The organism is Streptomyces sp. NPDC047515 (assembly GCF_040643055.1).
GTDB lineage: Bacteria > Actinomycetota > Actinomycetes > Streptomycetales > Streptomycetaceae > Streptomyces.
Window position 1 is genome coordinate 81,805 of sequence record NZ_JBEYTM010000027.1, and the last position, 13,436, is coordinate 95,240.

General features: G+C 68.9%; 8 protein-coding genes and 1 pseudogene. 6 read left to right on the forward strand and 3 right to left on the reverse strand.

Translation table 11 applies throughout. The features are described 5' to 3' along the window. Positions 1-27: 27 nt before the first annotated feature. From ABZ826_RS22345 to ABZ826_RS22360, 4 genes are read left to right on the forward strand one after another with little or no spacing between them, the layout of a single operon-like run. On the forward strand, positions 28-1,917 hold the full coding sequence (locus ABZ826_RS22345; protein WP_361450880.1) for an IucA/IucC family protein: 1,890 nt from the start codon (positions 28-30) through the stop codon (positions 1,915-1,917). A 44-nt stretch (positions 1,918-1,961) separates the two neighbouring features. Continuing rightward, positions 1,962-2,792 (forward strand): GNAT family N-acetyltransferase, encoded by an 831-nt coding sequence (locus ABZ826_RS22350; protein ID WP_361450883.1) that lies wholly within the window; start codon positions 1,962-1,964, stop codon positions 2,790-2,792. A gap of 60 nt (positions 2,793-2,852) precedes the next feature. Further along, positions 2,853-4,829: an IucA/IucC family siderophore biosynthesis protein gene (locus ABZ826_RS22355; protein WP_361450886.1), complete on the forward strand. Its 1,977-nt coding sequence runs from the start codon at positions 2,853-2,855 to the stop codon at positions 4,827-4,829. Between the two features lie 50 nt (positions 4,830-4,879). Beyond that, positions 4,880-6,862 carry an ATP-dependent DNA helicase gene (locus ABZ826_RS22360; protein ID WP_361450889.1) on the forward strand — a complete coding sequence of 661 codons (1,983 nt, stop codon included), beginning with the start codon at positions 4,880-4,882 and terminating at the stop codon, positions 6,860-6,862. Between the two features lie 81 nt (positions 6,863-6,943). Here ABZ826_RS22360 and lexA read toward each other — a convergent pair whose 3' ends face one another. Beyond that, on the reverse strand, positions 6,944-7,738 hold the full coding sequence (lexA, locus tag ABZ826_RS22365) for a transcriptional repressor LexA (protein WP_361450892.1): 795 nt from the start codon (positions 7,736-7,738) through the stop codon (positions 6,944-6,946). Positions 7,739-8,298: 560 nt separating this feature from the next. Here lexA and nrdR point away from each other — a divergent pair. Both nrdR and ABZ826_RS22375 read left to right on the forward strand, forming a co-directional pair. Further along, positions 8,299-8,811: a transcriptional regulator NrdR gene (gene nrdR, locus ABZ826_RS22370; protein ID WP_361450895.1), complete on the forward strand. Its 513-nt coding sequence runs from the start codon at positions 8,299-8,301 to the stop codon at positions 8,809-8,811. A 160-nt stretch (positions 8,812-8,971) separates the two neighbouring features. Further along, entirely contained in the window at positions 8,972-11,869 is a 2,898-nt protein-coding gene (locus ABZ826_RS22375) for a vitamin B12-dependent ribonucleotide reductase (RefSeq protein WP_361450898.1), read from the forward strand. A 398-nt stretch (positions 11,870-12,267) separates the two neighbouring features. On the opposite strand, the gene ABZ826_RS22380 is transcribed toward ABZ826_RS22375, so the two are convergent. Together ABZ826_RS22380 and ABZ826_RS22385 are read right to left on the reverse strand one after the other, a co-directional pair. After that, positions 12,268-12,804, reverse strand: a complete 537-nt coding sequence (locus ABZ826_RS22380) for a TerD family protein (protein WP_361450901.1) — start codon at positions 12,802-12,804, stop codon at positions 12,268-12,270. A gap of 129 nt (positions 12,805-12,933) precedes the next feature. After that, positions 12,934-13,436 (reverse strand): annotated as a pseudogene (locus ABZ826_RS22385) (hypothetical protein); the annotation flags it as partial.

Consider the following 13,436-nt stretch of genomic DNA (forward strand, 5'->3'; position numbering starts at 1 on the left):
CCGGACACCCTCACAAGGAAGACCGCCGTGAACCCCACCCCCGCGCCCCAGGCCGACGGCCCTCCCCCCACCCCTCAGCGAGGACCGGCCGGGCTCACCGGCAACCTCGTCGTCGAGCACACCACCGTGCCGCGCCAGAAGGCGGCACCGCACGACGAGCAGTACCTCCCGATGCACATGGGGAGCGCCGAGGCCCCCACCGACCTCCTCGACCATCCGGACCCGCTGCGCGCCGCCGACACGGCCGGTGTCGAGAACCTGCTCCGCTGCTGGGTCCGGGAGAGCGACCTGCCGCGACCGGCCGGGGAGACCCTCCGTATCCCCCTTCCCGCGAGCGGAACCGCGCTGCTCGTCCCCGTCGTCTACTGGTCCGTCACGGGCTGGCACCGCTTCGGCATGCCCGTCCTGGAGGGGACCCCCGAAGGCGCACCACCCGTCGACGCCGTGACGGTCGGCGCGCTGCTGGGCCGCGAGGCCGACCGCGACGGGGGCACCGACATGGTGGCCCGGGTCGCCGATTCCGTACGGCGAACCGCCGGTTTCATCGCTGAGCGGCGCCGCACCCCCGAGGCCCCGGCCGAAGCGGACCTCTTCCTCACCGCCGAACAGTCACTCCTCCTCGGACATCCGCTCCACCCCACGCCCAAGAGCCGCGAAGGCCTCTCCGACGCGGAGTGCCGCCGCTACTCACCCGAGTCGCACGGCTCCTTCCCGCTCCACTGGATGGCTGTCCACCGGTCCGTGCTGGCCACCGACTCCGCCTGGACCGACGGCGGCCGGCCGGTACCGGCAGCGGAACTGGTCACCTCCCACACCGAGGGGCTGCGAATCCCCGACAACACCGCACCGATTCCGCTCCACCCCTGGCAGGCCCGCGAACTCGGACACCGGCCCGAGGTCACCGCCCTGCTCGACGCCGGACTCCTCCACGACCTGGGACCGCACGGGAAGCCCTGGTACCCCACCTCCTCCGTCCGTACCGTGCACCGGCCGGACGCCGAGGTGATGCTCAAGCTCTCCCTCGGCGTTCGCATCACCAACTCCCGTCGGGAGAACCTCCGCAAGGAGCTCCACCGCGGGGTCGAGGTGCACCGGCTGCTCCGCAGCGGCCTCGCCGCGCGGTGGCACGCGGTCCACCCGGGCTTCGACATCGTCCGCGACCCTGCCTGGCTCGCCGTCGACGGCCCCGACGGCGAGCCCGTCGCGGGCCTCGACGTGATGCTGCGTCACAACCCCTTCGGGCCGTTCGACGACGCGGTCTGCATCGCCTCGCTCACCGCCCCGCGCCCCTGGCCGGGCCGGACGGGCAGGCACTCACGCCTCACCGAGATCGTCCTCGCCCTGGCCGCCGCCACCGGACGAGCGGTGGGGGCGGTCGCCACCGAGTGGTTCCTGCGCTACCTCGACCGCGTCGTACGTCCGGTTCTCTGGCTCGACGGTCACGCGGGCGTCGCGCTCGAAGCCCACCAGCAGAACACCCTGGTGCTGCTCGACCCCCACGGCTGGCCCGTCGGCGGCCGATACCGTGACAACCAGGGCTACTACTTCCGTGAGTCCCACCGCGCCGCGCTGGAGCACCGGCTCCCCGGCATCGGACGGGTCAGCGACACCTTCGTCTCCGACGCGGTCACCGACGAACGCTTCGCCTATTACCTCGGCATCAACAACGTGTTCGGCCTGATCGGGGCCTTCGGTGCCCAGCGCCTCGCCGACGAACAGGTGCTCATCGCCGCGTTCCGTCGCTTCCTCGACTCGGCCACCGCGCTGGGTTCCCCACTGCCCGCGCATCTGCTGGAAAAATCCCACCTGCGGTGCAAGGCCAACCTGTTGACCCGGCTGCACGGCCTCGATGAACTCGTCGGGCCCGTCGACACCCAGTCCGTCTACGTCACCATGGCCAACCCCTTGTACGCCTGAAGGAACATGACAACCATCTGATCCGCCGAGAGGAGAGCGACACCGTGGCTCCCGCCGATGCGCACACCGACGCCGGTGCCGGCCCTGCCCCACCGACCGACACGGGCGCCGAGGACACCCTGGACCTGCCGCTCTCCGAAGAACTCCTCGCTCTGTTCGAGGAGGAGACACCGCCCGCGCCCGGGGAGGACACATCGGCCACCCCGGCGCGGCCCCTGCCGCCGAACACACCCGCGTCGCCCCAACCGGGCGACGCGGGCCCGGCCGCAGGCAGACGGGCGGCCACGAGCGGTCCAGCCTGCGCCGATCTGCTCGACCGCCCGGCCGACTGGGGGCCGGTGACCACCCCGGCCGGAGTGTTCCAGCTCGTCCCCGTACGACTGGAACGCGACCTCGACGTGATCAGCCGGTGGATGAACGATCCCGCGGTCGCCGCGTTCTGGGAACTCGCCGGGTCCGAGGCGGTCACCGCCGACCACCTGCGTCCTCAACTAGACGGCGACGGACGCAGTGTCCCGTGTCTCGGCGTGCTGGCCGGGATTCCCATAAGCTACTGGGAGATCTACCGGGCGGATCTCGATCCGCTGGCGCGCCACTACCCCGCCCGCCCGCACGACACCGGAATCCACCTGCTCATCGGCAGTGTGAACAACCGCGGACGTGGCGTCGGCACCACCCTGCTCCGGGCCGTCTCCGATCTCGTGCTCGACAACCGCCCCCTGTGCGCGCGTGTCGTCGCGGAACCCGACCTGCGCAACACCCCCTCCGTCTCCGCCTTCCTGAGCGCCGGCTTCCGCTTCTCCGCGGAAGTCGAACTCCCCGACAAGCGAGCTGCCCTGATGGTCCGTGACCGAACGCACCGTGCCCAGCTGTGAACGATCTCCTGCCTTGCGTATACCGCTCCCACCCCATTGGTTCCGTCCCGAGGAGGCCCTGTGCCGAAATATCCCGCGAGCCATGATTCAGCGGAGTCAGCCGCGCTGCTCAGCACACCGGAACTGAACCGGGCGGTCTGGGACGGAGCCGCCGCCCGGCTGCTCGCGAAGATGCTCGGTCAGTTCGCCTACGAGGAAGTCGTCGAACCGGTCGCGCGGGCCGACGGGAGCGAGACGTACACCCTCGGACTCGACGACGGCGCCACCCTGAGCTTCAGCGCCCGACGGGGCGTGTACGGCGGCTGGCTCATCGCCCCCGATTCGATTCGCGAGGAGCGCGGGAGCGCCGGGGCCGCTGCCGCGGAATCTGCATGCGACAGTATCCGGAGTGCTCTCGCGGAATCGACGCGCGACAGTATCCGGAGCGCTCCCCCGGAATCGACCTGCGACAGTGACCGGGACACCTCCGCCGAGCAGCTCCGGGACCGGAACAGCGACACCGTCCCCTTTCACGACCCGCTGCGCTTCCTCGCCCGCGCCCGCCACCTCCTCGGGATCGACGGCGCCACCCTCGGCCACCTCATCCGCGAGATCACCACCACCCTCGCCGCCGATGCCCGGCTCGACCACACCGCGCTCCCCGCCGCCCGGCTGGCCGACCTCGACTACGCCGAGCTGGAAGGGCATCAGACCGGCCACCCCTGGCTCGTCGCCAACAAGGGGCGCCTCGGCTTCTCCGCTACCGACACCTCCCGCTACGCACCCGAGGCCCGCAGGCCGGTCAGGCTGCCGTGGATCGCCGTCTCCACTCGGATCGCCGCCTACCGCGGAGTGACCGGCCTGGCCACCCCCCAGCAGCTGTACGCGCAGGAACTCGACCCGTCGGTCCGCGACTCCTTCGCCGCCGTGCTCCACACCCGCGGCCTCGACCCCGGCAGCTATCTCTGTCTCCCCGTGCACCCCTGGCAGTGGGACGAATGGATCGTTCCGGTCTTCGCGCCGGCCATCGCCGCAGGTGACATCGTTCCGCTCCACACCGACGCGGACGAGCGGCTGCCGCAGCAGTCCATCCGCACGTTCACCAACGTGTCCCGTCCCGACCGGCACACGGTCAAACTGCCCCTGTCGATCCTCAACACCCTGGTCTGGAGGGGCCTGCCCACCGAACGCACCCTCGCGGCCCCCGCCGTCACCGGGTGGGTCCAGGGCCTGCGCGACCAGGACGCCTTTCTGCGCGACACCTGTGGGGTCATCCTGCTCGGCGAGGTGGCCTCCGTGACCGTCGAGCATCCGCTCTACGACCACCTCCCCGAGACCCCTTACCAGTTCAAGGAGATCCTCGGCGCGATCTGGCGAGAACCCCTCCAGCCCCGGCTCGCGCCGGGCGAACGGGCCCGGACCCTCGCCTCGCTGCTCCACATCGATCCGCAGGGCCGTGCCTTCACGGCCGAACTCGTCGCCCGCTCGGGACTGACCCCCACCGCCTGGCTGACCCGGCTCTTCGCCGCGTTGCTCCCGCCGCTGCTGCACTTCCTCTACCGCTACGGCACCGTGTTCTCCCCGCACGGCGAGAACGCCATCGTCGTCTTCGACGACCAGGACGTACCGGTGCGCCTGGCGATCAAGGACTTCGTGGACGATGTGAACATCAGCGCCCAGCCGCTGCCGGAGCACGCGTCCATGCCGCAGGACGTACGCAGCATCCTGCTCACCGAGCCGCCCTCGTTCCTCACCCAGTTCATCCACGCCGGACTGTTCATCGGTGTCTTCCGATTCCTGTCCCCACTGTGCGAGGAGCAGCTGGGAGTCCTGGAAGCCGATTTCTGGTCACTCGTGCGGGCCGAGATCCTGCGGTACCACGCCCTTTTTCCCGAGCTCAAGGAGCGTTTCGAGATGTTCGACATGCTGACGCCCCGCATCGAACGCCTCTGCCTGAACCGCAACCGCCTGCATGTGGACGGTTACCGGGACCGCCCCCGGCGGCCGCACGCCGCCATCCACGGAACCGTTCCGAACCCGCTCCACCCCTCTGTCTGAGTCTGGGAGTGATCGCCGTTGTCAGTGGTGCACCGTAGGGTGGTCGGGCTATGACGAAGCCATCCCTCCCCGAGCTCCTCCACGCCGCCGTGACCGCCGTCGGCGGTACGGAACGGCCCGGCCAGGCCGCCATGGCCGAGGCCGTCGCCGAGGCTGTCGACGACCAATCCCATCTGCTCGTCCAGGCCGGCACCGGCACGGGCAAGTCCCTCGGCTATCTGGTGCCCGCGCTGGCGCACGGGGAGCGCGTCGTGGTGGCCACGGCGACGCTGGCGCTGCAGCGCCAGCTCGTGGAGCGCGACCTTCCGCGCACGGTCGACGCCCTGCACCCGCTGCTGCGCAGACGCCCTCAGTTCGCCATGCTCAAGGGCCGGTCGAACTACCTCTGCCTGCACCGGCTCCACGAAGGAGTGCCTCAGGACGAGGAGGAGGGACTCTTCGACCAGTTCGAGGCCGCGGCCCCGTCGAGCAAACTCGGCCAGGATCTGCTGCGGCTGCGGGACTGGTCGGACGAGACGGAGAGCGGGGACCGTGACGACCTCACCCCCGGCGTCTCCGACCGCGCCTGGGCGCAGGTCTCGGTCTCCTCGCGCGAATGTCTGGGCGCCTCCAAGTGCGCCTACGGCGCGGAGTGCTTCGCTGAGCTGGCCCGTGAGCGTGCCAAGCTCGCCGATGTCGTGGTCACCAATCACGCCCTCCTCGCCATCGACGCCATCGAGGGCGCCCCGGTGCTCCCGCAGCACGAGGTGCTGATCGTCGACGAGGCCCATGAGCTGGTCTCCCGGGTCACCGGGGTGGCCACCGGAGAGCTCACCCCCGGCCAGGTCAACCGCGCTGTGCGCCGCGCGGCGAAGCTGGTCAACGAGAAGGCGGCCGACGCCCTGCAGACCGCGTCGGAGGGCTTCGAGCGGGTGATGGAGCTGGCGCTCCCCGGCCGGCTGGAGGAGGTCCCCGAGGACCTCGGCTACGCACTGCTGGCGCTCCGGGACGCAGCACGCACGGTGATCTCGGCCCTGGGCGCCACCCGGGACAAGTCCGTTCAGGACGAGGACGCCGTCCGCAAGCAGGCTCTCGCATCGGTGGAGACGATCCACGGCGTCGCCGAGCGGATCACCCAGGGCTCGGAGTACGACGTCGTCTGGTACGAGCGGCACGACCGTTTCGGCGCCTCCGTCCGGGTCGCCCCGCTCTCCGTCTCCGGACTTCTCCGCGAGAAGCTCTTCGCCGAACGGTCCGTAGTCCTCACGTCGGCCACGCTCAAGCTCGGCGGGGATTTCAACGGGGTGGGGGCCTCGCTCGGGCTCGCTCCCGAAGGCACTGCGGGCGATGACATTCCGCAGTGGAAGGGGCTCGACGTCGGGTCACCGTTCGACTACCCGAAGCAGGGCATCCTGTACGTTGCCCGGCATCTGGCGACGCCCGGCAGGGAGGGATCCCGCACCGACATGCTGGACGAGCTCGCCGAGCTGATGGAGGCGGCGGGCGGGCGCACTCTCGGGCTGTTCTCGTCCATGCGGGCGGCTCAGGCCGCCGCCGAGGAACTGCGGGGCCGACTCGACAAGCCGATCCTGCTCCAGGGCGAGGAGACCCTCGGAGAGCTGATCAAGAACTTCGCGGCCGACCCCGAGACCTGCCTCTTCGGCACGCTGTCCCTCTGGCAGGGGGTCGATGTGCCCGGGGCCAGCTGTCAGCTGGTGGTCATGGACCGGATCCCGTTCCCGCGCCCCGACGATCCGCTGATGAGCGCGCGCCAGAAGGCGGTCGAGGAGGCAGGGGGCAATGGGTTCATGGCCGTCGCGGCAACGCATGCCGCTCTGCTGATGGCCCAGGGTGCCGGTCGACTGGTACGCGCCACGGGTGACAAGGGCGTGGTCGCAGTGCTCGATCCGCGACTGGCCAACGCCCGTTACGGCAGCTATCTGCGCGCCTCGCTGCCCGATTTCTGGTACACCACCGACCGCAATCAGGCGCGCCGCTCGCTCGCGGCGATCGATTCGGCCGCCAAGGCCAACGGCAAGGCCAACAGCCAGTAGTCCGCTCGGTTGTCAGAGGGCACAGGCAGGCCCCGGGATCGGCGCAGTGGATCCCGGGGCCCGGTCGGAGCCGGTGAGTCGTCACACTCGCCGCAGCACCGCCACCACCTTGCCGAGAATCGTCGCCTCGTCGCCGGGGATCGGCTGGTAGGCGGAGTTGTGCGGGAGCAGCCACACATGGCCGTCCTCACGCTTGAAGCGCTTGACCGTGGCCTCGCCGTCCAGCATGGCAGCCACGATGTCGCCGTTCTCCGCGACGGGCTGGCGGCGCACGGTCACCCAGTCGCCGTCACAGATCGCCGCCTCGATCATCGAGTCACCGACGACCTTGAGCACGAACAGCTCTCCGTCACCGACCAGCTGGCGGGGGAGCGGAAAGACGTCCTCGACCGACTCCTCGGCGAGGATCGGGCCACCGGCCGCGATCCGGCCCACCAGCGGTACGTACGACGCCGCGGGCTTCCCGGTCGTATCGGTGGGCTGCGAAGTGGGCTGGTCCGAGCCACGGACCTCGTACGCCCGCGGGCGATGGGGGTCGCGACGCAGGAAGCCCTTGCGCTCCAGAGCCATCAGCTGATGGGCGACGGAGGACGTGCTGGACAGGCCCACCGCCTGACCGATCTCCCGCATCGAAGGCGGATACCCACGCCGCTGCACGGAATCCCGGATCACCTCGATAACGCGCCGCTGCCGGTCCGTGAGCCCCGAGCTGTCCGCCCGAATGCCTGGAGGCCGACCGGGCAACGAGCGCGCTGGGCGCATGGGCTCGGGCCCCTCCGTGTTCGTGACTGGGTCATTCATGGCATGCACCGGATCGAGTCGGCTCTGGGAGCGGTCCTGGGCAGTGATGGTGGCACTGTCTGCGGTGGTGGTCACGTCGGCCCCTCTCGAATGGTCTCCCTAGCTGGACAACGGTAGTGGCTTTCGAAAGGTTGCGCCAAACACACGTTCGAGTGAAAAACGAATAAAAGCCTGTCGTGTGTTCACTGTCGGGTGTATGTGCGGTGCCGGGGTGGTCGAGCTTCCGCTCGGGGTGGTCCGTCGGGCCGAGTGGAAAACCGGATCAGATCACTGTTCGGTGGCAATTCGGATCATTACGGTAGCGTCCCCGGCGCGGTGTCGCCGGGCGGGGTGGCTCACAGGGCGTTGTCGGAGTCCGACAGCGAGAGCCCCGCGACCCTGGCGGCCGCGCGGTTCCCGTAACCTCGTGCTCGGCCGTACGCTGCCTGCCGGTCGCCGGCGATGCGCGACACGCGCTAGGGCCGAATGTGCGACCAAACCCAAGATCTAGTGGTTGGATTGTTCCAGTCACCCAGAAGTTGTGGTCCCCGGTCCGCCGGGGGTGTGGCCATCGCCTATGCTTGTCACTGCTTCGAGGGGCCCCTGCGGGCCCTGAAGAGGCTATTCAGTCGTGCTGTGAAGGAGGGTTGGGAGCCATGCACTGCCCCTTCTGCAGGCACCCCGACAGCCGGGTCGTCGACAGTCGCACCACCGATGACGGCACGTCGATCCGCCGTCGCCGCCAGTGCCCCGACTGCGCCCGCCGTTTCACCACGGTGGAGACCTGTTCGCTGATGGTGGTCAAGCGCAGCGGTGTGACCGAACCCTTCAGCCGTACCAAGGTCATCTCCGGCGTGCGCAAGGCGTGCCAGGGGAGGCCGGTCACCGAGGACGCCCTCGCCAAGCTCGGCCAGCGGGTCGAGGAGGCGGTGCGTGCCACCGGCAGCGCCGAGCTGACCACCCATGACGTGGGTCTGGCCATCCTCGGCCCCCTGCAGGAACTCGATCTTGTCGCGTACCTGCGTTTCGCGTCCGTGTACCGGGCGTTCGACACACTCGAAGACTTCGAGGCCGCCATCGCGGAACTCCGTGAACGGCGACCTCCTGTGGAGGAGCGCGGGACCGGCGAGACCCTTGAGGTCCCCGTTCCCGCCGTCGCCGCCGACTGAGCGACACCGGCCGATCGGCACAGGTGTGCGGATCGGCGACAGTGCGGCTGTATGGACCCGCTCCGGGCGATGTGCGTGGCGTCCGAAGCATCAGAGACAGACTGTGCCCCGGGAAGTTCTGGGCACTTCAGGGCGTTTTTGCCCACATATGGGAGGCGGCATGACAGAGACGGCGAGCGGCCCGGCACGAGGTTCCCGAGCCAAGGGATCCAAGTCGAGCAAGGGTCTGCGTATCGAGCGCATCCACACCACCCCCGGCGTGCATCCGTACGACGAGGTGGCATGGGAGCGCCGTGACGTCGTCATGACCAACTGGCGCGACGGTTCGATCAACTTCGAGCAGCGTGGCGTCGAGTTCCCCGATTTCTGGTCGGTGAACGCGGTCAACATCGTCACCAGCAAGTACTTCCGCGGGGCTGTCGGCACCCCGCAGCGCGAGACCGGTCTGCGACAGCTCATCGACCGGATCGTGAAGACGTACCGCAAGGCCGGCGAGGAGCACGGCTACTTCGCCTCTCCCGCGGACGCCGAGATCTTCGAGCACGAGCTGGCGTACGCCCTCCTGCACCAGATCTTCAGCTTCAACTCGCCGGTCTGGTTCAACGTCGGCACGCCCCAGCCGCAGCAGGTCTCCGCCTGCTTCATCCTGGCCGTCGACGACTCCATGGAGTCGATCCTCGACTGGTACAAGGAAGAGGGCATGATCTTCAAGGGCGGCTCCGGCGCCGGCCTGAACCTCTCCCGTATCCGCTCCTCCAAGGAGCTGCTGTCCTCCGGCGGCAACGCCTCCGGCCCGGTCTCCTTCATGCGCGGTGCCGACGCCTCCGCCGGAACGATCAAGTCCGGTGGCGCCACCCGGCGTGCGGCCAAAATGGTCATCCTCGACGTCGACCACCCCGACATCGAGAACTTCATCGAGACCAAGGTGAAGGAGGAGGAGAAGATCCGCGCCCTGCGCGACGCGGGCTTCGACATGGACCTGGGCGGCGACGACATCACGTCCGTCCAGTACCAGAACGCCAACAACTCGGTCCGCGTGAACGACGAGTTCATGAAGGCCGTCGAGTCCGGTGGCAAGTTCGGGCTGCGCGCGCGCATGACCGGTGACGTCATCGAAGAGGTCGAGGCCAAGTCCCTCTTCCGCAAGATGGCCGAGGCTGCCTGGGCCTGCGCCGACCCGGGCATTCAGTACGACGACACGATCAACCAGTGGCACACCTGCCCGGAGTCCGGCCGGATCAACGGCTCGAACCCCTGCAGCGAGTACATGCACCTGGACAACACCTCGTGCAACCTCGCCTCGCTGAACCTGATGAAGTTCCTCAAGGACGACGGCAAGGGCAACCAGTCCTTCGAGTCCGAGCGCTTCGCCGAGGTCGTGGAGCTGGTCATCACCGCGATGGACATCTCCATCTGCTTCGCCGACTTCCCCACGCAGAAGATCGGTGAGAACACCCGCGCCTTCCGTCAGCTGGGCATCGGCTACGCCAACCTCGGCGCCCTGCTGATGGCGACCGGCCACGCGTACGACAGCGACGGCGGCCGCGCCCTGGCCGGTGCCATCACCTCGCTGATGACCGGCACCTCGTACAAGCGCTCCGCCGAGCTCGCCGCGGTCGTCGGCCCGTACGACGGCTACGCCCGCAACGCCGAGCCCCACCAGCGCGTCATGAAGCAGCACGCCGACGCCAACGCCGCGGCCGTCCACATGGACGACCTGGACAACACGATCTGGGCCGCCGCCACGGAGGCCTGGCAGGACGTGATCCGTCTCGGCGCGAAGAACGGTTTCCGCAATGCGCAGGCCTCGGTCATCGCGCCCACCGGCACCATCGGTCTCGCCATGTCCTGCGACACCACCGGCCTTGAGCCCGACCTCGCCCTGGTCAAGTTCAAGAAGCTGGTCGGCGGCGGTTCGATGCAGATCGTCAACGGCACCGTTCCGCAGGCCCTGCGCCGCCTGGGCTACCAGGAGGAGCAGATCGAGGCGATCGTCGCCCACATCGCCGAGCACGGCAACGTGATCGACGCCCCCGGTCTGAAGACCGAGCACTACGAGGTCTTCGACTGCGCGATGGGCGAGCGTTCCATCTCCGCGATGGGCCACGTACGCATGATGGCCGCGATCCAGCCGTGGATCTCCGGCGCGCTCTCCAAGACGGTGAACCTGCCGGAGACGGCCACCGTCGAGGACGTGGAAGAGGTCTACTTCGAGGCGTGGAAGATGGGCGTCAAGGCGCTCGCGATCTACCGCGACAACTGCAAGGTCGGCCAGCCCCTCTCCGCGAAGACCAAGGAGAAGTCCGCAACGGACGCGGTCGCGGCCAAGGCCGAGGAGACCATCCGTACCGCGGTCGAGAAGGTCGTCGAGTACCGCCCGGTCCGCAAGCGCCTCCCCAAGGGCCGTCCCGGCATCACCACCTCCTTCACGGTGGGCGGCGCCGAGGGCTACATGACCGCCAATTCCTACCCGGACGACGGTCTCGGTGAGGTCTTCCTGAAGATGTCCAAGCAGGGCTCCACTCTCGCGGGCATGATGGACGCCTTCTCCATCGCCGTCTCGGTCGGTCTGCAGTACGGCGTCCCGCTGGAGACGTACGTCTCGAAGTTCACCAACATGCGCTTCGAGCCGGCCGGCATGACGGACGACCCGGACGTGCGGATGGCGCAGTCGATCGTCGACTACATCTTCCGCCGTCTCGCGCTGGACTTCCTGCCCTTCGAGACCCGCTCGGCACTCGGCATCCACTCCGCCGAGGAGCGTCAGCGGCACCTCGACACCGGTTCGTACGAGCCGTCCCTGGAGGATGACGAACTGGACGTCGAGGCTCTGGCCCAGTCCGCCCCGGTGCGGACGGAGCCGCTGAAGGCGGTCGCGGCCGTCCCGGAGGCCGAGAAGCCGGCCCCCAGGACGGCGCACACCTCGGCGGAGCTCGTCGAGATGCAGCTCGGCATCAGCGCGGACGCGCCGCTCTGCTTCTCCTGCGGTACGAAGATGCAGCGCGCCGGGTCCTGCTACATCTGCGAGGGCTGCGGCTCGACCAGCGGTTGCAGCTGAGAACGAGCCCCATGGCGACTGACGCAAGGTTGAGCGTCTCACGCCGAGGGTGCTGAGCCGCACTTCACAGAGGGTGCCGACCACAGGTCGGCGCCCTCTGTCGTGTCTTTGACGTGGGCGTATGTGCCTTGATGCGGGCGTACGAGCTGCCGCGCATCCGATGCGGCGGTATGAGTCGAGTACGTGGTGACGCGAGCAGCTGTTCCCGCGCCTCCGCCGTCCTTCGCCTTCGTGACGCCCGGCAGCTGCGTCCGAAGCAGCAGGACACCTGTGGAAGAGGCGTGTCAGGGCGGGCGCCGTGATGGCGCGCTCAGCGGCGTGATCAAGAGAAGCGGGTCTTCCGTCCGCCGCTGAGCGAGGCCGGGCGTGCTGCCCGGCCCCTTTCCCCCCGTGACCTGTCACGCTCCGGGCGTACGGCCGCCCATCGTCTCGGCGAAGGCCCCGGGGTCCCCGTCGAAGCCCCGAACCGTGGCGTGGAACTCCCAGACGCCGGAGGCGCCGCGGACGAACTCGGCGACGGTCGCCGCGGTGGCGTCGCCGACCGAGGAGAAGTCGTCCTCGGCCAGATTCGTGTAGCCCTCCCGGACCTGTACGCCCGTGTTCGCTATCTCGGCGAACGTCTTGCGACCGTCGCGCTGCTGAATGGCGACGCCGACCACGACCCGGGTGTACGTGGTCGACAACCGGTGCAGTTCCAGCGTCATCACCTCGTCGAAACCGAAGCCCTGGCCGGTCCTGCTGTCGCGGTCGAGATTGATGGTGCCGTCCGGTGAACGGCTGTCGAAGTGCACGAGATATGCGGGACTGCCGTACGGCGCGTCCGCGAAGTAGGTAGCCGCGATGATGTCGAGGTCGTGGGCCGGGGCACCCGGTGGGCTGGGATCCCATTTGAGCCTCACTTCGACCTTTTCGAGGTCCTTGTTGGGCGTGCTCATCGGACTTCCCTCCCTGGTTGCCGCTGGGCCGTCGGGCCGTTCATACCACCCGATCATGTCCGTAACGGGCCGTGGATCCAACCGACTCGGTCATCGGCGATGGAATCGGGCCACTGTCGCTCTGCCCGTTCAGTGCGGAATGCGCCGCGGCGGTCGCTGGCGGACGTCGTCCCGGAGCTCCGCGATGGTGCTGCTGACCTGACGGATGAGATGGGTGTCCTCGATGCGGTCGAGATACAGGCAGTGGCGGGCCACCGCGTCCAGCTCGAAGGCGAAGCAGAGGGTCATCAGGGGATTGATGAACAGTTCACTGCCGCGGGTGCGCGAGGTGAACTGGACGTCCCCGAAGGCTCCCTGGACGGCTGCGGCGATCGACCCGTTGACGATGCTGGGGTGGTCGGGGGTGTGGTGCTGCGCGTGCGCCACCGCGTCGACGAACAGCGCGCCTTCACGGGTCGTACGGGATACGGAGAATGCTCCGAGGCAGGAACCGTCTCGTTCGAGTGCGGCGATGTTCTCCAGTACGAGGCCGTGACTCCCCGTTATGTTTTTCGCGGTCCTGCAAGAGGGCCGCTGGCCTCCGGGCCCGGCATGACTGTTGCCCCCTGTCGAACGGATGACCTGGGGGGTGG

What these genes read in the sequence shown, in the direction of transcription:
- ABZ826_RS22360 (WP_361450889.1), top strand. Translation starts at nt 4,880, where the DNA reads ATGACGAAGCCATCCCTCCCCGAGCTCCTCCACGCCGCCGTGACCGCC.
- nrdR (WP_361450895.1), top strand. Translation starts at nt 8,299, where the DNA reads ATGCACTGCCCCTTCTGCAGGCACCCCGACAGCCGGGTCGTCGACAGT.
- ABZ826_RS22375 (WP_361450898.1), top strand. Translation starts at nt 8,972, where the DNA reads ATGACAGAGACGGCGAGCGGCCCGGCACGAGGTTCCCGAGCCAAGGGA.
- ABZ826_RS22380 (WP_361450901.1), bottom strand. Translation starts at nt 12,804, where the DNA reads ATGAGCACGCCCAACAAGGACCTCGAAAAGGTCGAAGTGAGGCTCAAA.